The 22,633-nt window shown below is 38.0% G+C and carries 34 protein-coding genes; 4 read left to right on the plus strand and 30 right to left on the minus strand.

Annotated features, from left to right (window positions below):
• Nucleotides 1-214: 214 nt before the first annotated feature.
• From B2C77_RS14040 to B2C77_RS14125, 20 genes are all read right to left on the minus strand, one after another.
• Nucleotides 215-565 (minus strand): HNH endonuclease, encoded by a 351-nt coding sequence (locus tag B2C77_RS14040; protein WP_077704976.1) that lies wholly within the window; start codon nucleotides 563-565, stop codon nucleotides 215-217.
• Nucleotides 552-1,139, minus strand: a complete 588-nt coding sequence (locus B2C77_RS14045; protein WP_176087332.1) for a hypothetical protein — start codon at nucleotides 1,137-1,139, stop codon at nucleotides 552-554. Before B2C77_RS14045 ends, B2C77_RS14040 begins: the two co-directional genes overlap by 14 nt.
• A gap of 32 nt (nucleotides 1,140-1,171) precedes the next feature.
• Nucleotides 1,172-1,513 carry a hypothetical protein gene (locus B2C77_RS14050; protein ID WP_077704982.1) on the minus strand — a complete coding sequence of 114 codons (342 nt, stop codon included), beginning with the start codon at nucleotides 1,511-1,513 and terminating at the stop codon, nucleotides 1,172-1,174.
• Between the two features lie 74 nt (nucleotides 1,514-1,587).
• The gene (locus tag B2C77_RS14055) at nucleotides 1,588-1,962 is read right to left on the minus strand and encodes a hypothetical protein (RefSeq protein ID WP_077704985.1); all 375 of its coding nucleotides are present in this window, start codon (nucleotides 1,960-1,962) and stop codon (nucleotides 1,588-1,590) included.
• A gap of 129 nt (nucleotides 1,963-2,091) precedes the next feature.
• A complete protein-coding gene (locus B2C77_RS14060; protein ID WP_077704988.1) occupies nucleotides 2,092-2,526 on the minus strand; it encodes a hypothetical protein in 435 nt (144 codons plus the stop codon).
• Nucleotides 2,526-3,905, minus strand: coding sequence for a DEAD/DEAH box helicase (locus B2C77_RS14065; RefSeq protein ID WP_077704990.1), 1,380 nt, complete (start codon nucleotides 3,903-3,905; stop codon nucleotides 2,526-2,528). Before B2C77_RS14065 ends, B2C77_RS14060 begins: the two co-directional genes overlap by 1 nt.
• The gene (locus B2C77_RS14070; RefSeq protein ID WP_077704993.1) at nucleotides 3,898-4,185 is read right to left on the minus strand and encodes a PDDEXK family nuclease; all 288 of its coding nucleotides are present in this window, start codon (nucleotides 4,183-4,185) and stop codon (nucleotides 3,898-3,900) included. The genes B2C77_RS14065 and B2C77_RS14070 overlap by 8 nt, the downstream gene beginning before the upstream one ends.
• Nucleotides 4,186-4,495: 310 nt before the next feature.
• Nucleotides 4,496-6,913: a virulence-associated E family protein gene (locus B2C77_RS14075; RefSeq protein ID WP_254843974.1), complete on the minus strand. Its 2,418-nt coding sequence runs from the start codon at nucleotides 6,911-6,913 to the stop codon at nucleotides 4,496-4,498.
• Between the two features lie 15 nt (nucleotides 6,914-6,928).
• Nucleotides 6,929-7,054, minus strand: coding sequence for a hypothetical protein (locus B2C77_RS22385; protein ID WP_303046184.1), 126 nt, complete (start codon nucleotides 7,052-7,054; stop codon nucleotides 6,929-6,931).
• On the minus strand, nucleotides 7,051-7,449 hold the full coding sequence (locus B2C77_RS14080) for an SPRY domain-containing protein (protein ID WP_077704996.1): 399 nt from the start codon (nucleotides 7,447-7,449) through the stop codon (nucleotides 7,051-7,053). The genes B2C77_RS22385 and B2C77_RS14080 overlap by 4 nt, the downstream gene beginning before the upstream one ends.
• Nucleotides 7,450-7,461: 12 nt before the next feature.
• Complete coding sequence (locus B2C77_RS14085; RefSeq protein WP_077704999.1) at nucleotides 7,462-7,764, minus strand: MazG nucleotide pyrophosphohydrolase domain-containing protein; 303 nt, start codon at nucleotides 7,762-7,764, stop codon at nucleotides 7,462-7,464.
• Complete coding sequence (locus B2C77_RS14090) at nucleotides 7,761-7,940, minus strand: hypothetical protein (protein ID WP_077705001.1); 180 nt, start codon at nucleotides 7,938-7,940, stop codon at nucleotides 7,761-7,763. Before B2C77_RS14090 ends, B2C77_RS14085 begins: the two co-directional genes overlap by 4 nt.
• A 12-nt stretch (nucleotides 7,941-7,952) precedes the next feature.
• Nucleotides 7,953-8,135 carry a hypothetical protein gene (locus B2C77_RS14095; protein WP_077705004.1) on the minus strand — a complete coding sequence of 61 codons (183 nt, stop codon included), beginning with the start codon at nucleotides 8,133-8,135 and terminating at the stop codon, nucleotides 7,953-7,955.
• Between the two features lie 13 nt (nucleotides 8,136-8,148).
• Nucleotides 8,149-10,125, minus strand: coding sequence for a DNA polymerase (locus tag B2C77_RS14100; protein ID WP_077706922.1), 1,977 nt, complete (start codon nucleotides 10,123-10,125; stop codon nucleotides 8,149-8,151).
• Nucleotides 10,125-10,862, minus strand: coding sequence for a DUF2815 family protein (locus B2C77_RS14105; protein ID WP_077705008.1), 738 nt, complete (start codon nucleotides 10,860-10,862; stop codon nucleotides 10,125-10,127). The genes B2C77_RS14100 and B2C77_RS14105 overlap by 1 nt, the downstream gene beginning before the upstream one ends.
• 51 nt (nucleotides 10,863-10,913) lie before the next feature.
• The gene (locus B2C77_RS14110) at nucleotides 10,914-12,089 is read right to left on the minus strand and encodes a DUF2800 domain-containing protein (protein WP_077705011.1); all 1,176 of its coding nucleotides are present in this window, start codon (nucleotides 12,087-12,089) and stop codon (nucleotides 10,914-10,916) included.
• The gene (locus B2C77_RS14115; RefSeq protein WP_077705013.1) at nucleotides 12,089-12,532 is read right to left on the minus strand and encodes a hypothetical protein; all 444 of its coding nucleotides are present in this window, start codon (nucleotides 12,530-12,532) and stop codon (nucleotides 12,089-12,091) included. The genes B2C77_RS14110 and B2C77_RS14115 overlap by 1 nt, the downstream gene beginning before the upstream one ends.
• Before the next feature lie 197 nt (nucleotides 12,533-12,729).
• Nucleotides 12,730-12,894: a hypothetical protein gene (locus tag B2C77_RS21715; protein WP_176087333.1), complete on the minus strand. Its 165-nt coding sequence runs from the start codon at nucleotides 12,892-12,894 to the stop codon at nucleotides 12,730-12,732.
• 5 nt (nucleotides 12,895-12,899) lie between these two features.
• The gene (locus B2C77_RS14120; RefSeq protein WP_176087334.1) at nucleotides 12,900-13,400 is read right to left on the minus strand and encodes a hypothetical protein; all 501 of its coding nucleotides are present in this window, start codon (nucleotides 13,398-13,400) and stop codon (nucleotides 12,900-12,902) included.
• Between the two features lie 106 nt (nucleotides 13,401-13,506).
• Nucleotides 13,507-13,767: a hypothetical protein gene (locus B2C77_RS14125; RefSeq protein ID WP_077705019.1), complete on the minus strand. Its 261-nt coding sequence runs from the start codon at nucleotides 13,765-13,767 to the stop codon at nucleotides 13,507-13,509.
• 62 nt (nucleotides 13,768-13,829) lie between these two features.
• On the opposite strand from B2C77_RS14125, the gene B2C77_RS22525 reads away from it, so the two are divergent.
• On the plus strand, nucleotides 13,830-14,033 hold the full coding sequence (locus tag B2C77_RS22525) for a YozE family protein (RefSeq protein ID WP_077705022.1): 204 nt from the start codon (nucleotides 13,830-13,832) through the stop codon (nucleotides 14,031-14,033).
• Here B2C77_RS22525 and B2C77_RS14135 read toward each other — a convergent pair.
• From B2C77_RS14135 to B2C77_RS14165, 6 genes are read right to left on the minus strand one after another with little or no spacing between them, the layout of a single operon-like run.
• Nucleotides 14,030-14,242, minus strand: coding sequence for a hypothetical protein (locus tag B2C77_RS14135; RefSeq protein WP_077705024.1), 213 nt, complete (start codon nucleotides 14,240-14,242; stop codon nucleotides 14,030-14,032). The genes B2C77_RS22525 and B2C77_RS14135 overlap by 4 nt on opposite strands.
• Nucleotides 14,243-14,464, minus strand: coding sequence for a hypothetical protein (locus tag B2C77_RS14140; protein ID WP_077705025.1), 222 nt, complete (start codon nucleotides 14,462-14,464; stop codon nucleotides 14,243-14,245). It lies immediately after the preceding gene.
• 22 nt (nucleotides 14,465-14,486) lie between these two features.
• Nucleotides 14,487-14,681 (minus strand): helix-turn-helix transcriptional regulator, encoded by a 195-nt coding sequence (locus B2C77_RS14145; protein WP_077705026.1) that lies wholly within the window; start codon nucleotides 14,679-14,681, stop codon nucleotides 14,487-14,489.
• 14 nt (nucleotides 14,682-14,695) lie between these two features.
• Nucleotides 14,696-15,481, minus strand: coding sequence for a BRO-N domain-containing protein (locus tag B2C77_RS22120; protein WP_254843975.1), 786 nt, complete (start codon nucleotides 15,479-15,481; stop codon nucleotides 14,696-14,698).
• Nucleotides 15,469-15,750 (minus strand): group-specific protein, encoded by a 282-nt coding sequence (locus B2C77_RS14160; protein WP_077705029.1) that lies wholly within the window; start codon nucleotides 15,748-15,750, stop codon nucleotides 15,469-15,471. The genes B2C77_RS22120 and B2C77_RS14160 overlap by 13 nt, the downstream gene beginning before the upstream one ends.
• A gap of 29 nt (nucleotides 15,751-15,779) precedes the next feature.
• The gene (locus B2C77_RS14165) at nucleotides 15,780-15,992 is read right to left on the minus strand and encodes a DNA-binding protein (protein WP_077705031.1); all 213 of its coding nucleotides are present in this window, start codon (nucleotides 15,990-15,992) and stop codon (nucleotides 15,780-15,782) included.
• Nucleotides 15,993-16,188: 196 nt separating this feature from the next.
• On the opposite strand from B2C77_RS14165, the gene B2C77_RS14170 reads away from it, so the two are divergent.
• Genes B2C77_RS14170 through B2C77_RS14180 form a run of 3 tightly spaced genes read left to right on the plus strand, consistent with a single transcriptional unit; the run spans nucleotide 16,189 to nucleotide 18,142 of the window.
• Nucleotides 16,189-16,521 (plus strand): helix-turn-helix transcriptional regulator, encoded by a 333-nt coding sequence (locus B2C77_RS14170; protein WP_077705034.1) that lies wholly within the window; start codon nucleotides 16,189-16,191, stop codon nucleotides 16,519-16,521.
• A gap of 11 nt (nucleotides 16,522-16,532) precedes the next feature.
• Complete coding sequence (locus tag B2C77_RS14175; protein WP_077705037.1) at nucleotides 16,533-16,994, plus strand: ImmA/IrrE family metallo-endopeptidase; 462 nt, start codon at nucleotides 16,533-16,535, stop codon at nucleotides 16,992-16,994.
• Between the two features lie 14 nt (nucleotides 16,995-17,008).
• On the plus strand, nucleotides 17,009-18,142 hold the full coding sequence (locus B2C77_RS14180) for a site-specific integrase (protein WP_077705040.1): 1,134 nt from the start codon (nucleotides 17,009-17,011) through the stop codon (nucleotides 18,140-18,142).
• Nucleotides 18,143-18,218: 76 nt separating this feature from the next.
• Here B2C77_RS14180 and sufB read toward each other — a convergent pair whose 3' ends face one another.
• The 4 genes from sufB to sufD form a co-directional block, all read right to left on the minus strand.
• Nucleotides 18,219-19,616, minus strand: a complete 1,398-nt coding sequence (gene sufB / locus B2C77_RS14185; protein ID WP_077705043.1) for a Fe-S cluster assembly protein SufB — start codon at nucleotides 19,614-19,616, stop codon at nucleotides 18,219-18,221.
• 64 nt (nucleotides 19,617-19,680) lie between these two features.
• Nucleotides 19,681-20,115: a Fe-S cluster assembly sulfur transfer protein SufU gene (gene sufU, locus B2C77_RS14190; protein WP_077705046.1), complete on the minus strand. Its 435-nt coding sequence runs from the start codon at nucleotides 20,113-20,115 to the stop codon at nucleotides 19,681-19,683.
• On the minus strand, nucleotides 20,105-21,325 hold the full coding sequence (locus B2C77_RS14195; RefSeq protein ID WP_077705049.1) for a cysteine desulfurase: 1,221 nt from the start codon (nucleotides 21,323-21,325) through the stop codon (nucleotides 20,105-20,107). The genes sufU and B2C77_RS14195 overlap by 11 nt, the downstream gene beginning before the upstream one ends.
• Nucleotides 21,325-22,632 carry a Fe-S cluster assembly protein SufD gene (gene sufD / locus B2C77_RS14200; RefSeq protein WP_077705052.1) on the minus strand — a complete coding sequence of 436 codons (1,308 nt, stop codon included), beginning with the start codon at nucleotides 22,630-22,632 and terminating at the stop codon, nucleotides 21,325-21,327. Before sufD ends, B2C77_RS14195 begins: the two co-directional genes overlap by 1 nt.
• Nucleotide 22,633: the final 1 nt, after the last annotated feature.

The raw sequence follows: 22,633 nt of genomic DNA on the forward strand, positions 1-22,633 counted from the left end.
GAGTCGACCCCTCGCCCCGGTCTCCCGATGAATGAAAATCACTGAAACTTTTAGGCGGGGGGGATATTATTTATATTTCGAATCAGTATAGTAGCTATTAACAGGACTATTGCACTTTGGACATTTTAGTCCATCGCGCCACTTATGTGACGTTTCTTCCCAATCACATTCTTTACTCATGCAATAGTAAGTCATTCGTTTATTCTTCATTTCTTCACCACCATTCATCATCCCAACGTTTCTTTTTATTTTTATTACAGCTGATCTTATCTATTGTTCTTCCTTCTTTCACATTGTGATGGTAGATGCAAAGAGTCTCTAAGTTATCTAATGTCAATGCAAGCTTAGGATAATGTTCAATCGGATACTTATGATCCACATTAAGCTTTATCTCTTTGCGTTTACCTTCTTCCTTGGTTGAGTCAACAGTAACCTTACCTTCTCGATTACACCATTGACATTCGTAGTTATCACGTTCTAATGCTTCTAAGCGTAATGACTTCCAAGCGCTAGAGTTGTAAAAGGATTTCTTCTGCTTGTCTGTCTTGTATTCAATCGTAGGCATGACCTTTCACCTTACGTTCAATGCGATTGATTGTCGTTAAAGATGCGTGTCTTTCAAAGTGTTCAATCGCATAAGTTAGTCCACCCTCGGTTGGATATGCACCGTCTGTTTCCCAATCGAAGAATACATTACGTTTGAGTTTAATCTCTTTACCTTTGTAAATTACTTTTGGTACAGCTGTTTCGCTTTCTAGTTCGATAACGAGTAATGGTTGGTTATCTTGTTCAACCATGTGTTCATAGGCATACCTTAGAGCATCGACTACATCTATATTATTTGATGGTACATGATACAAGACATTCACAGTTTCAGGAAACGTTATTTCATTTGCGATAGCTAACACTTCCGAAACTTCTTCTGGAATTACCAAACTATATCTTGTCTCAACGATATGTGAACACCAGCTCTTATCAGTAATTTTGTTATTAGACTTCAACCCGTACATGTTTAGTAATCCATTGAACATTGATTTGTTAACATGAGGATAAATCGATTGTAAATATTCTATAGCTTCCTTAGAAAAAAATGCTTCTTTCATTCTATTCATCTCCTTTTCTGCATAATAAAAAGACACCTCGATGAGATGTCTTTAAATGGTTATGTTATTTAGTTTGTTTCAGTTAATTCTTTATGTTCTGGCTCCGATGTTTGTAATGGTCCTCTTATCTCTTGTAACAGCCTAACAATCTTACCCATCGTCATTAGCACAACACCTATTGCCACATTGATTAATAATGTTCCAATACCAACTACCCATGTTGACATGAGGTCATCTTTCATCATTTCCAATTGTACTTCTTCCTCATCAAGTAAGTATATACTATCTTCTAAATCGTTGTAACCTTCATAATCAAAAGAAGCGACTATTGTTATAAAGCCTATAATACCAATAATTACAAACACTCCGCCCATAAAATCTGCAAATGTATAAATCTTTTTTCTTTCCATTCCCTTTTCCCTCCATGCATTATGTATACACTTATTATGCTGGAGTTGGAAATGTTATGCAATATAATATATCTCTAATTATTTAATTGTTTCTTTATTTCTTGTTGCACATAATAACTTAATTTAGGATGTAGAGTTTCGCAAGACACACTCGCCATTTTACCGTCATGATACATATCCAAAGTTTCATATACCTCTGGAATAGATTGTTTTATCTGTTCCTGTATATACTTCTTTACTTCTGGATGGATACTATATTCTTTATGAAAAGCATTGCCGTCTCCGACCATTTCAGTAACTTCATCAAACTCTTTAAATCTTTCTATGCCTACTATTTCGCTGTGTAGTAGATTGATAACGTCCTTAGCATATTCATAGCATTCCATCTTATCCAGAAACTCCGCGTATCTCATTAACGACTCTGCTCTTTGTGTGTCAAAGTTATGCATGGTTATACCTCCTAATATAAATTTATTTATGTACAAACAAAAAACACCCAACGTATAACATTGGATGCTTTTTGCTATATTATAGCCCTTAAAGGAGTTTGTAGATATTTTTCTTACGGTACAACCATATCACGTTTTTACAATAGGTTCTGTATGTTCCGTGTAGGTTTTTATTTTCAACCAACGCTCTTTTATATATTGGTGAGAATATCCAAGGTCATCAGCTATTTCCTGGTGTGTTTTAGATTCTACAATTCGCTTATAAGCTATTTTGTAATCAAGCCCTTTAAATTGTTCCATAAGCATATCCATCCGAACCTTGGCAAATTTCAACTCTTTTAGTTGCTCAGTAAGTTTATGATACGTTTTTATCTTCTTATCTGCTTGTATTAGAGATGCTTGTGCACCAAATTTATGCGAACCACTTCCGCCCAATGGAATGCCTTTTTCCTTGTCTAGATCTATTCCGAACCAGTATTTTAATTCTTTAGTCACCAGTTCAATTTGATCCTCGATGATTTCTATCTCTATAAGCATATCTGCGTAACTTTTCATGATCTGCATCAGGCATCCTCCTTCACTTTCTCAATACGTGCTTTCAGTGCAGTTAACAAACTTTCTTGTGTTGCAGCTTTCCCTTTCAATGCTTCTTCTACGTTTTCATCCATACCACCCTGAACCGTTAACCGGTGGACGAATACTTTTTCTTTTTGACCTTGTCTAGCTAGTCTGGCATTGGCTTGCTGATATAACTCTAGATTCCAGTTAAGTCCGAACCAAATGACGTGGTTTCCACCTTGTTGTAGGTTTAATCCATAACCAGCCGAAGCTGGATGGGCAAGTAGTATATCAATCTCTTTATTATTCCAGTCTAGTTCATCTTGGGCTGTTTTTAACTCTCTTACACGTAATCCTTTTTTGGCCAACGCTTTTTGGATTCTTGATTTATCATGTTGGAAGTTATAAAAGACTAGTGCAGGAGATCCATTTAGGGCTTCAATTAATTCCAGGAATGCCTCCATCTTGTTATTGTGTATTTCTAATGCATTTTTATCTTCATCATAAACAGCTCCGTTACATAGTTGCAGGAGTTTATTCCCCAGGACTGCTGCTGATGTAGCCGTAATTTCCGATTCATCCACTTCTAACAACATTTCTTTTTCCAGCTTCTCATAAGCTTTTTTAGCTTTATCGTCTAAAACTACTGGAACTGAGTTATAAGTAACAGCTGGAAGCTCGATATAATCCTCTGCTTTCATACTCACGACGATGTCACTGATTAAACTATGAATTTTTCTATCGGCTCCATCTTTCGGTGCGTAGGAGAATATCCTGTCCCTATTCCTCTGATCCGGTTCAAAATACCGTTCCCGAAAACCAGTAATTCTTTTACCTAATCTTTGGCCACCGTCTAGTAAAAAGATTTGCGCCCATATGTCCAGTAACCCGTTAGGTGAAGGGGTACCTGTTAACTGAACTTGTCTTTTGATATGTGGTCGTACACTTTTTAAGGCTTTGAATCTTTTTGACTGGTGATTTTTAAAGCTACTCGATTCATCAACTACCACCATGTCAAACGGCCAAGAATTACGGTAATAGTCGGTTAGCCATACTACGTTATCCCTGTTAATCACGTATATATCAGCTGGTGTGTTTAAAGCTCTGATTCGTTTTGTTTGGCTGCCAAGCACGATAGAAAAACGTAATAGTTGCAGGTGATCCCACTTTTTAGCCTCATTTGTCCAAGTACCTTGGGCTACCTTTTTAGGTGCAATCACTAAAACCTTATTCACTGCGAAACGGTTGTATTTTAAATCGTTAATAGCAGTTAGTGTAATTACTGTTTTGCCTAAACCCATATCAAGCCATAAAGCAATAAAAGGATCGTTTAATATTCGATTGATGTTATATCTTTGGTAGCTGTGCGGTATAAACTTAACCATTTGCACCTCTCGCTTCTTGTATGAACTCATTTACCCCATCTTTTGAATCGATCACTAATACTTCACAACCGAAACTTGATATATCCCTTATTTGCTTTATTTGCAAAGGTCTTGGCTTCTTCCCTGGTGCTTTTAACTCAACAAAGTAAATATTGTTACCCGGGAAAATCACCAATCGATCTGGCACGCCATCATTCCCGGGCGATTCAAACTTATACGCTTTTCCACCAGCTTCTTTAACTCTTTTTCTTAGGTATTCTTCTATATCTTTTTCTCGCATTTTTTCAAACCTCCGGAAATCAAATTGTTAACCTTAACCCCGCATGCACGTATATAGTACATAAACAGGGCGATTAGGCGTATATAGTAACTGCCTAATACCTCTATATATCTATTTATTTACTTTTATATATTTAAAGTAGACAAAGTAGACAAAATAATATAAATATAGATATACCAAGGATTTGAACGTCTACTTTACCCGTCTACTTTCTATAAAAACAAAGTAGACAAGGTAGACATTTCCATTTTTTTCAAAGTAGACAAAACGAAATCAAAGTAGACGTTTTTCATTGTGAAAGTAGACATTTTCAAACTCGGATAAACCCACCTTTAACTTTCCCGTATGGTCCGTATCTGTAGGGGTTTTTTTGCTTCTCCCAACCTTCCAAGTTACTTAAAATATCATTAATGCGCATGGTTTCGGAACGTTTCAAGCGATTTACCTTTTCGTTGAAGCATTCCACCCATATTTCAGCAGCGCACACACGGTCACGTTCAACAGTTTCTGTGTCACTACTTCCGAATTCACCCGACCAATAAAGCTTCCTTGTAGCTATGTCCTTTTTATTCCAGTCTACTGGTACTTTACGTTCTACAAATTCTTTAATAATACTTTCCCAAGGATCTTGTTCTGCGTGGCCTTCCTGTTGTCGTTTCGCCTCTTCCAAAAGGTCACCAGTCAGAATCAGGGACTCGCCCAGCCGCCAATTCATAACAGCTTCTGCCCACAATTGATCAACTTCACTATCTAAATTCTGAAACACGTTTTTAACAGGTTGTTGAATACCTACATCAATAGGTAAAAATCGTCTGCCACCAGTAGGATCCTTTAGATAATCACTCCTGTTACTAGTTCCAAAGAACACACAGCGCCTAGGGTGTTTCTCCGTTTTACGTGCATAGGCAGCACGATAATGATCTTCTGTTCTCGTCAAAAACCCTTTAATGGTATTTAAATCTGACTTATTGTAGGCACTCATTTCTCCAACTTCTACAAGCCACACACCTTGTAATAATTCGGCTGCCTCTTTTCCCTCAAACGTTTCTATGGCGTCTGTAAACCAACGCTGTCCCATCTTATGAATAAGCGTAGATTTACCTAAACCCTGTTCACCAGTAAGAACAGGCATAGTATCGTATTTCATACCTGGTTGCATAGCTCTAGCTACAGCTGCAGTAAATGATTTCCGAGTAACAGCTTTGGTATAAGGTGTATCTGCTGCGCCTAAATAATCAATAAATAAGCGATCAAGACGCTTCACACCATCCCAATGCAAACTATTAAGATAATCTGTGACAGGGTTAAAGGCATGATTAGCTGCACATTGATTTAAAGCATGCATCAGCTTGTCTTTAGATTGAAAACCTAATATCTTTTCTAGATATATAATTAAGCCTGAATCATCTTTTTCTCCCCAAATAAATTCCCCTTTCTCATGATCTCTAGGTGCCCAGGGTAAAGGCGCAATGCCGATAATAGCGTCCGCAAACTCATCCAGTTTAATGCGCCCTATTAAATTAGACTCTCCCTCTAAAGCAATTAAAATATTTTCAATCGTTTTCTGAGGTTGGCCAGTTGTTGGACTTATTTTCAGCTGCTGAATCCAGTTCAAATCATCTTTAGTTGCAGGCGTATCAGATGATGTGCCAAAGTCCTCAACAGCCTGTTCATACCGTTCTTGATTAATAATTGTTGCAACTCCTGCATCATTTAATGCAAAAGAAGCCATCTGTGTATAAGAAGGCAATCGGTTAATAGGCGTATCCGGTTTTGCTTCGTCGTCTAATTCACCGAATTTATGGAGCCTTACCAAGTCATACGCATTCACTAAACGCCCACTACACGGATCCGTCGCATGATGAGAATAAAGGAATAGCCCACCTTCATAAACGACTGCACCGCCAACAGTAGACCCTTCTACAAAGGTGTATCTACTCCCATCATCGGATGGTTCATAAACACCAGGTAAAAAGGTTTCAATAGCCGTGTGAATATCATATTGCCGACAAAACGCTCCTACAACACCACGTTTTTCTGTGGGATTACCTTGCTTAGCAGCAAGTCGAACATGCTTGTTATCTTCGCCTTGTACTCTTGGCCACTCATCAATATCTCGCCAATCACTGTACATATTAAGCAGTCCGTCAGCGTCTACAAATGGCTTATCAGCATATCGGTATACGTATTGGCTATCTGCTGAACAACTTGGCCAATACATCAACCGAGAGGCTTCAAATGTGGTAGGATCTGCAAAGGACATACCGATAATAGACGCTAACTTGCGTGCTAACGGCTCGTATTCATCTGCTGTAACGGTTCTATTTAAAGGAGCAAGCACCCTTAATCTTGGCTTACCAGGCTCATGTTTACGGGTACTATAAGCTGCATAAGCACACCCCAATCCTTCTAAACGGCGAATAATGTCGTCTGTACCACCCGCAGGAATGTTATCCAAATCAAGTGTGATAATATCTCTAGAAAGTACGTTAGAAGCCTTACGACGGTTGTTTTTCAATTCACCAGCTACGAATCCACCAACATCTTTTAAATCATCTTGCTGCCTTTTTGGTAGTTTTAAATACTCTTCTAGAGCTTCTTGGCCACGTATTGCTGTACGTAGCTTGTCTAGCAATTCAGACCAATATAAGTTTTGAGCAGGCCACTGGGTAGCCTTTCGACTACCTGCAGTGGATATTGTTAGTTCTCTATCATAATGTATTACCAATTTGACACCTGCTTTCTAGCCAAGGACTTTCCAGCCTTGACGCTTTCTTGCGTTAAGTTCATACTTCTTCAAAGGTTCATAGATAAACACTTTTTGCTCCCCTTCAAAACGGAATAGCAGAAACCATTTCTTCTTACTCATTTAATTTCAGCCCTTGGAAAGAAGTTCATTCCTTCCAATTTATCTGTAATATCATAGAGTTCTAGTTTTCCATTATGCATTTTGTTGCTATAATGAATGATGAGCTTATCGTTATCTAGATAACATTCCACTTGATAACCTTTAAGCTTTTTCATAAACCGTTGATAAAGCATATAGTTGATGCATATGTTATCAACAAAAACTGGAGCCATTTGAGAGACGCGGAAAAAACGAAGAAAGTTTTCCCAATACTTTAATAGTGATTTGTCTTTTTCCGTTCTCTTCGATGGCTTTACTGATCTTTTATATTTAGAAAGTCGAGATTGCACTGTCTTTAAGACCAACTTCATTTCTTGCTTTGCTTCATCGAGAGAGCCTTCAACAATTGTTAACATATGAAATACCTCCTAGTAAGCTTTATTGCCGTGTTTGTAACTTCTTCCTTTATTCCGTTCCATTTTCGTGTGAATCGCATCTTCCAAATCAATATTTTTGGAACCACAAAGATCAAAAATACGTATGCAAACATCTGCCAGTTCTTCCTCAAAATTCTCTTGGTTGCCTTTTCGGTCAGCTTCAAGTGCTTCTGAGACTTCGCTGTGTATAAGAGCAAGCAACGTACCAGTTTCTCTCGGTTCATCGTGCCATCCTTTAGATTTCGCTATTTCATATGCTTCTTCACATAATTGGTTTATAGGTTTGTTTATCATTCTGATTCCTCCAACCGTGTTACAATCCTGAAAGTTTCGTCTGGGTAGTCATACATATACTCCCGTAAGTCATCTAAGGTGTGAATTACTGTTCCTGATTTAAGAGCTCTTTCTTCTATAATTGATATAAACATGTCAATATCATCATAACTAAGGTTGATTGTGTTTTTATTCATTCCTTTTCCTCCTTATAACTTAATACCAACTGTACATTTTTCAGGATTTCTCCTGCTCGCTAACCTTCGTTTTGCAGTAGGTGTAGTTAACCAATAGATATATTCAGGCTGAACGCCTAACTCTTTTGCACATTCTTCTTTTGTTCCTATACATAAAAGTTTTTCACCTTTATAAATAGCGTATTCCTGTTCCAACTGACTGCCCTCCTTAATCCTTCATGTAATAATCCGATATAAACCCATCTGCATTTAACGGTAAACCAGGAGCCCAGGGAATAGGTTGTTTCATGATGTTTTCTATCTTTTCTAAGTCCACCTGTTCTTGTGGCACATCTAAGACGACTTCATCGTGTATATGCATGATAGATTCATAGCCTGCTTTATCTAAACGTGCCAATGTAACTGCTAAGCAATCACGAGCAATCGCTTGTACAACGTTCTCTGTTAGCTTCCCGCCATAAGTAGAGATTTTCTCCCATTTCTTTGTGGTTTGGTTCATTCCACGGTAGTGGATAGCTTCTTTACCGAAATCATTTTCAGCAAGAAACGGATTTACATAGAAAAGCTTTCTACTACTTGGCAAAGTAATGGTTAAGAAGTCTAAACCGTTTTGTATATCACTTTCACGTTGTAGCAATAAACCTTTTACTCCTTGAGGTTGCCCGGTTCTCATAACAGCTAAGGCTGCATTTTCTAAGCTGTACCACAAATCCACAATTCTTCTATTAGAAGAGCGCCAACGCTTTACAATGTCCGGGAGTTCTTCTTCTGTAAGCCCCATGTTTAAAGCTCCCATACTAATTAACGCCCCTGCAGCACCTTGATAACCTAAAGCAAGTTCGGCCACTTTCCCTTTTTGACGTAAATCAGAACCCTTTGTTATTTCTTCAATAGGTACTCCAAACATGGCGGATGCAGAAGCTTCATATATCTTTCCGTGCGTGTTGAATACGTCCAGCCTCCACTGCTCACCTGCTAGCCAAGCTATCACTCTAGCTTCAATAGCACTAAAATCAGATATAGCCAACTTATTACCCTCTGACGGTATAAAAGCTGTGCGTATAAGTTCAGATAAAGTATTAGGCACGTTGCCATAAATAACTTTTAACGCATCTACTTTTTTCCCTCTTGTAAGTTCTCGAGCCAACCCTAATGTGTCTAAGTAATTACGAGGTAGATTTTGCACTTGCACTAAACGCCCTGCCCAACGACCTGTACGGTTAGCTCCATAGAACTGCAAAAGCCCTCTTACCCTACCGTCTTCACACACTGCATCTTTCATAGCCTGGTATTTCTTCACACTAGTTTTGGACATTTCCTGTCTAATCTCTAGTACTCTTTTTATGTCTCCAGATGTATTCTCCAAGAGTTCTAAAACAGTATCCTTTTGTAAGTTTTCTACTTCTACCCCTTGTTCAGCAAGCCATTGCTTTAATTGAGCTGCACTGTTCGGATTACTTAAACCAGTTATGCTTACAGCTTCTTCTTTCAATTCCGATGTAATTAAGTTGCTGGAATAGATAGCTCCGTCAACCAATTCCTGATCTACTTTGATTCCTCGGACATTGATTTGTTGATCAAGCTCCCATAATTTTTGTTCAGCTTCTGGAACAGGAAACCTAGATAAACGATTTTCGATTTCCTTTTCAACCTCAACGTCTTGAATACAATACTCTTTAAACAGCTCCCACTTTTCCGGTTCATGATGCGGTAAAGTCCTGGTACGATTTCCATTCTTTTTAGTTGGCTTAGTAGGTGTACAAAACAATTTAATTAACGCATTACCAACGGTCATCTTACGCTTATCTTGCGGAAGTCCAACAGCCTTTGCCGTTGCTCCTAATCCAGCTGTATAGCCACAATATAAACCGTGTAACATGGTATCTCTCCATTGTGATAACCAAGTTTCTGGTTGGGACTGCCACCCTAAAAACTTGCTGAGGCAATACCATTCAAAAGCCGCGTTGTATGCATGTTTTGTTACACTAGCACTTGCTAAAGCAATTCTTATCTCTTTTGGTATTTCTTCACCGAGAGCTAAATCTATAATTTGTGTTTGTTCCCCATTCACTGAATAAGCAAATAGTAATACTTCAAAATCAGGGGATTGCACATACTTGTACAATCCCGATTTTTTAATGTCTACACTAGAAAAGGTTTCAATGTCGATTGATAAATATTGAATCATATGCCATACACGCCGCCATTAACTGGCTGACCTGTGATCGGATCAATTTGTTGCTGCTGTTGCATCGGCGATTGTTGCTGAACCGGAGGCTGTTGCTGATATTGCTGACCGCCCATCGGATTACCTGCCCAAGGATTTCCTTGGTTTTGCATCGGTTGCTGTTGCATCGGCTGTTGTTGTGGCTGAACAGGTGCGAAATCTTCATCAGCAGCCGGAGCTGATGCCCCCAAAGGTTCACCATCACGAGTTTTCTGTACGTTTGTACTGATATAAACACCTACACCTTTTTTGCCAGCAAAAGCATAAGGGCTAAAATTGAGTGCAATCTTTCCGTACATTCCGCTATAAACTTCTGTTGCGTCCATAATCGGGCTAAGATCAGGTCCAACAATTTTTGGCGGATAGTCAACGCCTGTTGAAGCTGTAAACACCCAATGACCTTTACACTCGGGACCAAACGGCATACCATCAGATGGTTTTACTCCATCACCGTCATGGATAGGTACCGCCACATTCGGAGGTACTACACCGTTCCACTTCTCTGCTTTTCCTTTTGCTTTTGCTGCTTCAATAGCAGCATCAATCTTTTGTTTCGTAGCTATATCTGACTTAGGTAAAAGAATCGTTGCACTGTATTTCGGTTCCCCACCGTATTGGTTTTCCCTCGGTTTCAATAGATTCACAAAGCTAAAGCGAACTTCCCCTGATACAATACGTGTGTTTTGATTAGTCATAGTTTCATTTCTCCTTTTAAAATTATTTGTGGTAATCTGCAATATCACCCATTAGCCAAAATCCTCTGCTGCGCTAACTTCATTAGTTATTGCTTGCCTTTTATCTGTTGCAGGAGCAAGGGTTGGTTTACCTGGTGATTTTTGCACCAATCCTGGTTCCTCTAATAACTCACGGTATTCTTTTTTTCCTAGTTCTTTTTCTAATTTAGGAACTGTTAAAGGAACTCTTTCATAAAGCAAAGCTTCTTTAATTCCGTGTTCTTTAAGATGTTGAAAAGCTTTGTCTTGATCTACATAATTTCTACTTCCTCGTCCTTCAACAGCTTTCCATCCTGCGATTTCATTTCCTTTTAAGCTTTCTTTAAGTGCATACTCCTTTAGAGCTCTAACCCATGATTCCAAGTGTTTTGCTTTCTCTAATGCTTGGCCAACTTCTTCATTACTGATCAACGGTGGTTTCATCTGTTTAAAATCATCCAACGCGCTGTACTGTTCCATACGTGCACGACAAGTTGCTTTTGCTTTACAAAACTTGCAGTGTTCGCCGGGTACAAACTCCCCTTCCCCGTTAAAAGCTTTTTGAGCAACAGGTTTGATTTCATCTCCCCACTTCAATAGCTCTTCAAGGGATAGCTCATATTCGGAAATATTATCAAGTCTTGGTTGTACAATAGATAAATGCACCTTAGAGATAGGATAAAGAAAGCTGTATGCTGCATAAGCACCTAAAGCATAAAGTTTCATTTGAGGGTTATCCTCAGCACTTACCGGAACCCCCTTTCCATATTTAAAATCATTAACATACAATGTATTTCCGCCAATGATGATGCAGTCCGCTGTTCCAAATCCCTCGGGAACATAAGCGCTGAAATCGACTTTCTTCTCTACAGCTACATACGGACTGACTTCCATACCTAGAGTTAATTCTTTTAAGTAATCCAGGTACGTTTCCGTGTGCTTTAACATTTCTTGTTGAAACAGTTCATTCTTTTTCATTTTGTTGAGACGTCGGGTAAATGTGCTTTTGGCCATCGGCTCAACAAAATACTTTCGCAGCCTTAACTCCGCAATCTCATGAGCCAAAGTTCCTTCTGCTGCATAAGTGGATCCTTTATCCTCAAACTGTTCTTCTAACCGAGCACTAGGGGGGCAAGCTAACCATCTATTAGATGCACTAGCAGATAACAAAGCATGTGCTCGTTCAGCATGTGCAATTTGTTTGGCCATTATATCTTCGCTCCCATTTCCCGTAGTTTCGTGGCAAACGTACCGTATTGCTCCTGAGGCAAAGCAGTCAAAGCTTGTACACCAAACTGACCAAGAAGCTGTACCAATTCAGCTTGTTTACCTGCATCCATTAATTGAGAGGCAGCACGTGCCAGTTGATCCATTGTATAAGTCTGCTCCACCGTTGGCACCGCTCCTGGCTGATCTTGCTGTACAGGGGCTTGTTGCTGTATAGGCGCTTGTTGTTGAGTTGGAACTGACTGAACAGTTGGTTGCTGTTGCACAGCTGGTTGTTCTTGTTGCATTGGAGCTTGTTGATGTACTGCAGGCTCCTGTTGGACTTGTTCCTCTGTCACTTTAGGCAAACCGCTAGTTGATAAGGCTTGCGCTAGGGATAAAACTGCATTTGTAAATGCTTGATCTATTGAAATTTTAATTTCCATTAGTAATTACCTCCTAAATGTTCTTGCTTCTATACTGCAAGACAAGTTATAATAAAGTTGGATTATGATAGTTTTAGTCTGATGAGCCAACATCAGGCTTTTTTCTTTCCTAAAACAGAACCAATATGATACCTAAGACTACCAACAAAGCACCTGCTAGATTGATAGCGAAATCTTTCGACGTGTACAATCGTCCATCACCTCCCTTCAATAGCTTCTTCTAACTCACCTGAAACTCCGTAAAACATTTCTAATACATTTTCATAAGCAAGCCATTTCAATTCATCAGATAATGCAATGAATTCTTCCTGAGTTAGTTCTTCAGGAGACTTGCCAGTTTCATCTTCAAAACAGTTACTCATTTGCTTCACCTCCTTTCATTATCTTCAATAATGCCCACAATTATTTCCAAATACTTTTTATAGCTAATCGGTTCGATCTTTATTCCAATCGATTCTTGTGGGATTTTATTTTCATCTTTTACTGAGTAAAACCATCTATCACCAACCCATTGACTTTGATTCATATTGTTAGGTCCAAAAACATCATGAGGTTTAAACGGACTTATTTTCGGAATATCATCTAGCATTTCTTTAAATAATTTGTAATGCGTTGATCTCTTTTTGAATGTATGAATGCCGTTTTTATCAGGATGTTTAGTTAGTTCGCTCTTATAAATCTCGTAATCTTTTGAATCAGCATAGATTCCGAAGTGTGATTCATGGTAAAAAGCAAAACCGTTATCTTGAATGTAGCCATTCTGTATTTTGTTGAAGAATTCTTTTGTTTTTTCCCTTCTTTCAATCTCTTCTTTGTACCAATCCGAATCTTGTCTAACTTCAAAAACTGGAGCATCTAGCGTTTGCATATACTTTTTATCCCCCTTCACAAGCTATTAATTAAAATCAACCAGTTACCAACAACCACAATCCCAAATGCAATAGGGTAAAACACATCAGGATCCAGTAGCTTATTCAAAACCAATTCCTCCTGGTAGTTTCTTGCTTTTCTATATGCCTTAATAATGACTTGGCTTCTTCGGTCATATCCCTGCTGTTCTTCATACGCTGTAACTCTTCTAGCGCATTTGCTACGTTACGATGGTGCACTGCAGCTTTTTCAAACTCTCCTTGAGCCACACAACGGGCAGCATGCATAAAGTTGTAATCATAAACAGCTAACTGCTTGTCCACTTTTTCTTGGTCTCTTTCAAGAAACATTGAAAGTTTTGCCATAATGATCTCCTTTCTTTCCCTCACTTTTGGTAGAATATCTACTAGAAGGGAGGTTTTATGATATGAAATTTATAATTTGGTTGAAACATATTAAAGAAATCAACAGACCAGTAGGTGACTTAGCGTACGATATTCTAAGGGATAGAAATTTCCCAAACTCTAATAACTACGCTGATATGAGTTCCTACTTAGAACGAAAACTTGACCGGAACCAATTTAAAATGTTTGAAAAACTCTACGAGCTATATAAATCAGATATCAATTAGTACTTTTCATATCTTTTTCTTCCGGTTATTGGATCAGCGGTTACATCCCGAGAATAAGGTCCTGCGCTTTTTCTTCGATTTGCCTCTTTTACAACTAGCTTCATCAGTTCAGAACGGCGCAGATCTATTTCTTGTGGGATGCCATTTTTCATAACAATATCTACTGCCTGTTCAAAGGCGGTTCTTAGATTAGATAGTTTACTAGACATCTATCTCCCTCCCTCAAAATCTCTTGCATAACTAACCTGCCTATAAAGCTTCATTACTTCCGGGTTGCTACTATTAAAAGCGACTGAATACAACAATGGAATGTTATATGTCCTTTCCATATCCTCCATCAAAGTAACTAACCGTTTGTTACGTATCCGTTTAGGTGCTTGCATGATGTTGTTGTATCTATCACGGAACGATTGTAGTTCTTCTTGTGTCATTTTGGTTTACCTCCTTACGCCTTTAAATAACTTCGTGTTCCTCTGCCATTAACCATTTATCAATGGCATTCAAGTCGAATACCAGTATGCCAGGGGCTGGGCGCTTGAACGGGATATTATTTTGTTTAATCAACCTATAGATAGTTGATTCTGACATGCTACAGTTTATTGAATCTAAATATTTAACGAGACTCTTAACGCCTCTTACTAATCTCATTCTCCTATCCCCCTTTAATTGGCTTCTTGCAAGTCAACTCCGTGTTTAATAGCAAAATCTTTAACAACCGAAACATATATTTCAACTAAACGCTTATCGTCAGCAATAACATCCACTTTGCTAAGCTTGTCTCTTTTTGATTTAGAAACTCCTTCATCTGCCAATCGTCTACGCTTGTTAGTCAAACGTCTGGATAGATCAAATTTCCCCCGACGTTCAACTTCTTTATAAATCTCACTATTAACCTCCCTGTAAGCTTCAAATCCTCCACGTGACTGTGCCATTTTACCAATTAATTGACGAGCATCTTTTCTCCAGTCTGTCGTATTAAGAGCGACTACATCCCGTATGCCTTGCACTTCTCCTGCTAATTTCTTTTGGGCTAGCTCATTTTTTGCAATAGCTTTAAACAAACCATCGAACATTTGAAGTTCTGGACTGAGTTGAGACGTGTTTAATTCGTAAGAGCCCGTCTTTCTAATCTGAGGAATAACTTCAATTGCCAACCAATCTTGAAACTTTTCTGCTATTTCGTTAGATGCTTTAAAAGCTAGTTTGTAGACTAGTGGTTCAGGGATAAGATCACCATTTTTTATTTCTGCCACAAGTGGCAGAAGGTGCCCGATATATTCATTAATCCTTGTCCACCGTACGTTTTCGTAAACGTTATTACCTTTTTTAGTTTTAGAAACGATACCCAGTGACTTTGCAACTTCTGCTACATCAAATAAGATTTGTTCGCCTTCTTGCTTTGCAGATACTTTGAATAATTCATTTTCAAATACTTTTAAATCTGACATCTACTTTTTCTCCTTTCTTCCATCCACCGAATTAGAAATGCTTGTGCTTCCTTAGCTGGGTAAAACCACTTACCTCCCAGTTTTACTTTTGGAAAACGTTCGTCGTGAAAGAACGTGTCCTGTATTGTATTCCAACTCATAGAAGTTCTACGTTTTAAATCAGATGAGTCCCAAAAAACCTTTTCTTGATCTAATTCATTCAAACGTTTTTCTATCGCATCCTGATATAGTTGCTTAATTTCCTCTTCATCTACATGAACCTGAATCATTAATTTCCTCCTCCTCCCCTTAAAAATGATTAAGCTGAGCGATCTTCTACTTTTTCAAATAAGTACTCAATTTCATAATCAGGAAAGAACTTACGTTTGATTTTTATTGCTTCAGTTAATGAAAAATCATAGTGACCATTAAGTTTGTCGTATATTGTTGCAACCCTAACATCTAACAACTCAGCTAAATCTTTTGCTTTTACGTTATATCTAACCATTTCAGCCTTTAGTGTTCTTAGCAAAGTAAATAAACCTCCCTTACTTTTTGATACTCAATTTCGTATCTTGGTTCAATCATATACTCAATTTCGTATTTAGTCAACCATTTATTCATAGAAAAGTGTTCAATTTCGCATTTGACTATTTACTTTTATACAAATATTGCTATAATCTAAGTAGACAATACGAAAAATCGTATAAAAAAGGAGTAGAGTTAAAGTGAAAGATAAAAGAACAGAAGTTGTAGAGAAACTGATAGATAAAAGCTGGTCTAGTAAAAAAGCATTTGCTGAAAGTATTGACATACCATATACAACATTACGTTCCATGCTACAAAGAGGTATAGGAAACGCTTCGGTTAACAATGTTATTAAAGTGTGTAAAGGATTGGGAATTACTACAGAGGAATTAGAAAAAATGGCATCTCGCAAAGAAGATAGTACTCCGATTACAATTGCCGCCCACCATGACGGTGATGAATGGACAGACGAAGAATTAGAGGAGATTGAGAAGTTTAAAGAATATTTAAGATCAAAGCGAGATAAGCAATAAGGGGTGTTTTTATGTACGAGCAATTACAAGATGAAGCAGTATCATTAAACGTGGTAATTAAAGAAACATATTTACCAGGTCGCCTAAAAGGGCTCTACGGTGAAAACGAGATCTTAATTAATAAAAACATTGAAACTACTACAGAAAAAACATGCGTTTTAGCAGAGGAAATAGGGCATCACCTTTATACGGTAGGAGATATAATAGATCAATCAAAAATAATGAATATTAAACAAGAAAAACTAGCAAGGCGGTGGGCTTTTAGAAAACTTATACCTTTAGAAAGTTTTTTACATGCATTTAACCATGGGTGCAGATCAAGGTATGAAATAGCAGAAACATTAAATGTTACAGAAGCTTTTCTTGAAGATAGCTTGAATTACTATAGAGAAAAACACGGTACATTTGTCAGAATTGACGATCTTCACGTTTTATTCTTAGACCCTCTAGGTATACATCGAGAAATTAAATAGGAGGAAAATAAAAAATGGCTAGTTTCCGAAAAATTAACGGAAAATGGGAGTACAGAGTACGTTATAAAGAAGGGAGTAAATACAAGGAAAAATCAAAACGGGGTTTTAAAACAAAAAAAGAAGCTCAATTAGCTGCAGCGAAAGTAGAATCTGATATAGTTCAATTTGGTTTTTCCGATAACGGCGAAGAAAACGTCAAAAAATTCATCTATGATTGGCTTGAAGTATATAAAAAACCGATTATAAAACCGATTACGTATTCTGTTCAAGAACGTAATGTTAGGTTGAACATAATACCTAGGTGGGGTGATTATAAACTAAAAGAAATAAATAGAACCGATTATCAAAAATGGGTAAATGAAATAAGTGAAAAATACTCAGCAGGTACAGTTAAAAGAATTCATTCGTTAATGAATGCAGCTTTACACAGCGCTGTTCATGACTTTCACATTCTTTATTCAAACCCAATCGCTAGAATTAAAATTCCTCAAGACAATAAACAAGAAGAAATAAAGCATTTTACAACAGAGCAGCTAAAAACTTTTCTATCTAACTGTAAACCTGTAAAAAAATCGAAATATAAGCATTCAATACAGTATTTTGCCTTGTTTACTTTGATGGCAAGAACAGGCATAAGAATTGGGGAAGCACTCGCATTGAGATGGGGAGATTTAAATACAGATAGCATCAAGATTAATAAAACACTTGTTTATCCTTTAAATTCCACACCGTATTTATCAACCCCTAAAACGAAAAACAGCATTAGAACAGTCAAATTAGATAAGACTGTAGTCGATCTTTTAAAAAGGCATAAAATAAATCAAAAAGAAATGTATTTAAAATATCCGTCTTTTAAACCTTCAGACGATGATCTTATGTTTCATCAGCACGATGGACGTTGGCTAAGAACAAATGTGGTCAGAGAATATTTCAAAGAGGTTTGCAAACGTACACAACTACCTGTCCTGTCACCCCACGCTTTAAGGCATTCACATGCAGTTCATCTGCTTGAAGCCGGCGCGTCTCTCAAATATGTATCACAACGGTTAGGGCATTCTAGCATAAAAACAACTGCTGATACATATTTGCACATCACCGAAAAGATTGAAGATGACGCAATAAAAATGTATCAGCAGTATTTAGATTAAATATTTATCCAATTAATTGTGGGTAGTTTGTGGGTGACTTCTGCATGAGCGCACCTAAAAACATTGCTATCAAGCCTTAACCAATAGACCCTTCCATTTCAAACGAGATTAACCGGTTCATTTCAACTGCATACTCCATTGGTAGTTCTTTTGTGAATGGTTCAATGAAGCCCATAACGATCATTTCTGTTGCTTCTTCTTCTGTTAAGCCACGGCTCATCAGATAGAACAGCTGTTCTTCAGAAACTTTGGACACTTTTGCTTCATGCTCCAATGAAATATTGTCATTGTTTATTTCATTGTATGGAATCGTATCGGATGTAGATTCATTATCCATAATAAGCGTATCGCATTCGATGTTAGAGCGAGCACCTGATGCTTTACGTCCAAAATGTACAAGTCCTCGGTAAGATACTTTTCCGCCATTTTTTGAAATAGACTTCGAAACAATTGAAGATGACGTATTAGGTGCTAGGTGATACATTTTGGCACCAGCATCTTGCAACTGCCCTTTACCAGCAAAGGCAATAGAAAGTGTATAACCACGAGAACCTTCCCCTTTTAAAAGCACTGCAGGATACTTCATCGTAATTTTAGAGCCAATATTACCGTCAATCCATTCCATTGTCGCATTCTCATCACAGGTAGCACGCTTAGTTACTAGGTTATAAACGTTGTTTGCCCAGTTTTGGATCGTAGTGTAACGGCAATAAGCGTCTTTTTTAACAAAGATTTCTACGACTGCACTGTGTAATGAATTAGTCGTATAAATTGGTGCTGTACAACCTTCTACATAATGGACAGAAGCACCTTCATCAACGATAATCAACGTACGCTCAAACTGTCCCATGTTTTCTGAGTTAATACGGAAATAAGCTTGGAGTGGCGTTGTCGTCTTTACACCTTTTGGTACATATATAAATGAACCTCCAGACCAAACAGCTGAATTTAAAGCAGCAAATTTATTGTCTGTTGCTGGAATCACTTTACCAAAATACTCTTTGAATAGCTCTTCATTTTCTTTTAGTGCTGTATCGGTATCTTTGAATACGATACCCATTTCTTCTAAATCTTCTTTTAAACTATGGTAAACAACTTCAGATTCATATTGCGCAGAAACACCTGCTAAATATTTTTGTTCCGCTTCAGGGATACCTAGCTTATCAAAAGTTCGTTTGATTTCTTCTGGTACTTCATCCCATGTTCTTCCTTGTTTTTCTGAAGGCTTCACATAGTAAACAATTTCATCAAAATTCAACTCCGAAAGGTCGCCGCCCCATTGAGGCATTGGACGCTCATAGAAATGTTCCAACGCTTTAAGACGGTAATCAAGCATCCATTGCGGTTCTTCCTTCATTCTGGAAATCTCTTCAACAATTTCGCGAGTCAGACCTTTTCCTGAGCGAAAGACAGAAACGTCACGATCATGAAACCCATATTTATACTCTTCGATTTCTGGCATGTTTTTTGCCATTAATAAACCCCTCCTTTTAGGATAATTCAAATAGAGTCAATCGCGTCTTCATTGCATTTGACTTTTATTCGTCTTTAACACCCTTTTCCATTGCTTTCCAACAAAGGGTGGCACATTTAATTCTTGCAGGAAACTTGGATACACCTTGCAGTGCTTCAATATCTCCTACATCTAGGCCTGTCGTATCAACATCTTCTCCTAACATCATTTTGGAGAACATCTCGGACATTTTCAAAGCTTTTTTAACTTCTAACCCTTTAATTGCTTGGGTCATCATAGAAGCTGAGGCCATACTAATCGAACAGCCCTCACCTTCAAATTTGGCATCTTTAACAATCCCATCTTCTACTTGCATATTAAGCTGAATTCGATCTCCGCAAGTAGGATTGTTCATGTCGACTGTCAAAGTATCTCCATCTAAATTGCCTTTGTTCCGCGGGTTTTTATAATGATCCATAATTACTTGTCTGTAAAGTGTATCTAGGTTATTAAAAGCCATTCCCAAAATACTCCTTTGTCTTCTTGAGTCCGTCTACGAGACGGTCAACATCTTCTTCTGTATTATACAAATAGAGGCTTGCTCTCGCCGTTGCTGTCACATCAAGCCAACGCATTAATGGCTGTGCACAATGATGACCTGCTCGAACAGCAATTCCATCTGCATCTAAAACGGTTGCTGTATCATGAGGATGGACATCGTCAAGATTAAACGTAATAAGCGCAGCACGATGTTTTGGACCATAAATCTTAATCCCATCCATCGCTTGCATTTTTTCATAGGCATATGTGGCAAGTTTTTCCTCATGCTTTGAAATAGCATCCATACCGATGTCTTCGATAAAATCAATAGCCGCCCCTAAACCTATAGCACCAGCAATAATTGGCGTACCACCTTCAAATTTCCATGGAAGCTCTTTCCATGTGGAGTCATAAAGATTTACGAAATCAATCATTTCTCCGCCAAATTCAACTGGCTCCATATTTTCGAGCAATTCTTTTTTTCCATAAAGTACACCAATACCAGTTGGAGCGCACATTTTATGACCTGAAAAAGCATAGAAATCACAATCAAGCTCTTGAACATCTACTTTCATATGCGGTGCGCCTTGTGCTCCATCTACTACCATAATAGCTCCATGATCATGAGCTATAGCGGCTACTTCTTTTATTGGATTGATCGTACCTAACACATTAGATACATGCGTCATTGCAACTATTTTTGTTTGTTCGGAAACCATTTCCCTGACATCTTCTAACCGGATCGTCCCATCCTCTTGTAATGGTATATATTTTAATGTAGCACCGGTGGCTTTGGCAGCTTGTTGCCAAGGGATAATATTACTATGATGCTCCATTGGCGTAATTATAATTTCATCCCCAGCTTGTAAGTTAGTCCGTGCGTAGCTAGTTGCAATGGTATTAATCGCCGTTGTAGTTCCTCGCGTAAAAATAATTTCGGCACTACTGGATGCATGAATAAAACGACGTACTTTTTCTCTTGCTCCCTCATACGCAGTTGTTGCTTTTGTACCTAGCGTATGCACGCCACGATGAACATTGGAATTATATGTCCGATAATAGGTATCTACAGCTTCAATCACTTGGATAGGCTTTTGTGAAGTCGCTGAAGAATCTAAATAAACAAAAGGATGGCCATTCACTTCCTGGTTGAGAATAGGAAATTGCTCGCGAATGGCTTTAACATCCATTAATATACCTTCCTTTCAATAACTTGCGTCAATTGATTTTTCACCGCTTCAATTGGAAGTTGATTTACTACTGGAGCTAAGAAACCATGAATAATTAGACGTTCTGCTTCTTCTTGTGTAATTCCTCGACTCATTAAATAATAAAGCTGTAATGGATCTACTCTCCCAACAGAAGCTGCGTGACCAGCAGTTACATCATCTTCATCGATTAATAAAATCGGGTTGGCATCCCCACGAGCTTTCTCACTTAACATGAGTACACGTGATTCTTGCTCCGCATTTGATTTGGAAGCACCGTGTTCTATTTTACCAATTCCGTTAAAAATAGAAGTAGCCCCTTCTTTCATTACACCGTGTTGTAAAATATATCCTTCTGAATTTTTACCAAAATGGACAATTTTTGCAGTGAAGTTTTGTGTTTGTTTTCCACGGCCAACAGATACTGTCTTCGCATTGGATAGTGAATTCTCGCCAACTAAATGGGTAATATTCTCTGAGACGGTATTACCTTCATTCATTTGTCCAAGTGCCCACTCAATCGTTGCATCCCGGTAAGCAACCCCACGACGGTTATTGTATGCCGTAGTACCTGCGGCAAAATTATCCACCGCCCCAAAAGAAACTTTTGCATTATCTTGGGCAATAACTTCTGTTACAATATTTGCAACCGTTGATTCGTTTTCATTATGAGAAATATAATTTTCTACATACGTTACTGAACTGCCTTGTTCTGCGACGACGAGTACATGGTTAAATATAGAGAGCTCTGGATCTTCCTGCCAGAATATAGCTTGTAAAGGTGCTTCAACAACGACATTTTTAGGAATGTAAACAAAAACACCACTGTTCATTAAAGCTGCATGCATGGCTGTTAAACGATGCTCATCAACAGATACGGCATCCTTCATATAATAGCGCTGTACGAGATCGCCATGATACTGCAAAGCAGTAAAAATATCTGTGAAGATAACACCTTTATCTTCCAGTTCTTTACTTAATGTACTGTGAGCAACAGAATGATTACGCTGAATTAGGAGGTTCTCAGGTAAGTTATTTTCATCTAAATATTCCTGTAATTCAACGGGCAGATCTTGTAATGAAGTAATTTCCTCACCTTTTGCTGTATGTTTAAACTCCGTAAAATTCCATTTACCAATCTTCGTTTTATCCGGTTTTGGCAATTCTAGCTTTTCAGCGTTATTTAACGCTTGAAGTCGTAAATCTAACATCCATTGTGGTTCATTTCGTTCTTTTGAAAATTGTTCAATGTACTCTTTATTGTATGGTAACTTGGTTTCTACAGTCATA

Origin of the sequence: Virgibacillus dokdonensis, from assembly GCF_900166595.1 — a bacterium.
GTDB classification, from domain to species: domain Bacteria; phylum Bacillota; class Bacilli; order Bacillales; family Amphibacillaceae; genus Virgibacillus; species Virgibacillus dokdonensis.

Excerpts from the sequence above, each read along its gene's own strand:
- B2C77_RS14040 (WP_077704976.1), bottom strand. The coding sequence starts at position 565 with ATGCCTACGATTGAATACAAGACAGACAAGCAGAAGAAATCCTTTTAC.
- B2C77_RS14050 (WP_077704982.1), bottom strand. The coding sequence starts at position 1,513 with ATGGAAAGAAAAAAGATTTATACATTTGCAGATTTTATGGGCGGAGTG.
- B2C77_RS14055 (WP_077704985.1), bottom strand. The coding sequence starts at position 1,962 with ATGCATAACTTTGACACACAAAGAGCAGAGTCGTTAATGAGATACGCG.
- B2C77_RS14060 (WP_077704988.1), bottom strand. The coding sequence starts at position 2,526 with ATGCAGATCATGAAAAGTTACGCAGATATGCTTATAGAGATAGAAATC.
- B2C77_RS14065 (WP_077704990.1), bottom strand. The coding sequence starts at position 3,905 with ATGGTTAAGTTTATACCGCACAGCTACCAAAGATATAACATCAATCGA.
- B2C77_RS14070 (WP_077704993.1), bottom strand. The coding sequence starts at position 4,185 with ATGCGAGAAAAAGATATAGAAGAATACCTAAGAAAAAGAGTTAAAGAA.
- B2C77_RS22385 (WP_303046184.1), bottom strand. The coding sequence starts at position 7,054 with ATGAGTAAGAAGAAATGGTTTCTGCTATTCCGTTTTGAAGGGGAGCAA.
- B2C77_RS14080 (WP_077704996.1), bottom strand. The coding sequence starts at position 7,449 with ATGTTAACAATTGTTGAAGGCTCTCTCGATGAAGCAAAGCAAGAAATG.
- B2C77_RS14085 (WP_077704999.1), bottom strand. The coding sequence starts at position 7,764 with ATGATAAACAAACCTATAAACCAATTATGTGAAGAAGCATATGAAATA.
- B2C77_RS14090 (WP_077705001.1), bottom strand. The coding sequence starts at position 7,940 with ATGAATAAAAACACAATCAACCTTAGTTATGATGATATTGACATGTTT.
- B2C77_RS14105 (WP_077705008.1), bottom strand. The coding sequence starts at position 10,862 with ATGACTAATCAAAACACACGTATTGTATCAGGGGAAGTTCGCTTTAGC.
- B2C77_RS14110 (WP_077705011.1), bottom strand. The coding sequence starts at position 12,089 with ATGGCCAAACAAATTGCACATGCTGAACGAGCACATGCTTTGTTATCT.
- B2C77_RS14115 (WP_077705013.1), bottom strand. The coding sequence starts at position 12,532 with ATGGAAATTAAAATTTCAATAGATCAAGCATTTACAAATGCAGTTTTA.
- B2C77_RS21715 (WP_176087333.1), bottom strand. The coding sequence starts at position 12,894 with ATGAGTAACTGTTTTGAAGATGAAACTGGCAAGTCTCCTGAAGAACTA.
- B2C77_RS14120 (WP_176087334.1), bottom strand. The coding sequence starts at position 13,400 with ATGCAAACGCTAGATGCTCCAGTTTTTGAAGTTAGACAAGATTCGGAT.
- B2C77_RS14125 (WP_077705019.1), bottom strand. The coding sequence starts at position 13,767 with ATGGCAAAACTTTCAATGTTTCTTGAAAGAGACCAAGAAAAAGTGGAC.
- B2C77_RS22525 (WP_077705022.1), top strand. The coding sequence starts at position 13,830 with ATGAAATTTATAATTTGGTTGAAACATATTAAAGAAATCAACAGACCA.
- B2C77_RS14135 (WP_077705024.1), bottom strand. The coding sequence starts at position 14,242 with ATGTCTAGTAAACTATCTAATCTAAGAACCGCCTTTGAACAGGCAGTA.
- B2C77_RS14140 (WP_077705025.1), bottom strand. The coding sequence starts at position 14,464 with ATGACACAAGAAGAACTACAATCGTTCCGTGATAGATACAACAACATC.
- B2C77_RS14145 (WP_077705026.1), bottom strand. The coding sequence starts at position 14,681 with ATGAGATTAGTAAGAGGCGTTAAGAGTCTCGTTAAATATTTAGATTCA.
- B2C77_RS22120 (WP_254843975.1), bottom strand. The coding sequence starts at position 15,481 with ATGTCAGATTTAAAAGTATTTGAAAATGAATTATTCAAAGTATCTGCA.
- B2C77_RS14160 (WP_077705029.1), bottom strand. The coding sequence starts at position 15,750 with ATGATTCAGGTTCATGTAGATGAAGAGGAAATTAAGCAACTATATCAG.
- B2C77_RS14175 (WP_077705037.1), top strand. The coding sequence starts at position 16,533 with ATGTACGAGCAATTACAAGATGAAGCAGTATCATTAAACGTGGTAATT.
- B2C77_RS14180 (WP_077705040.1), top strand. The coding sequence starts at position 17,009 with ATGGCTAGTTTCCGAAAAATTAACGGAAAATGGGAGTACAGAGTACGT.
- sufB (WP_077705043.1), bottom strand. The coding sequence starts at position 19,616 with ATGGCAAAAAACATGCCAGAAATCGAAGAGTATAAATATGGGTTTCAT.
- sufU (WP_077705046.1), bottom strand. The coding sequence starts at position 20,115 with ATGGCTTTTAATAACCTAGATACACTTTACAGACAAGTAATTATGGAT.
- B2C77_RS14195 (WP_077705049.1), bottom strand. The coding sequence starts at position 21,325 with ATGGATGTTAAAGCCATTCGCGAGCAATTTCCTATTCTCAACCAGGAA.
- sufD (WP_077705052.1), bottom strand. The coding sequence starts at position 22,632 with ATGACTGTAGAAACCAAGTTACCATACAATAAAGAGTACATTGAACAA.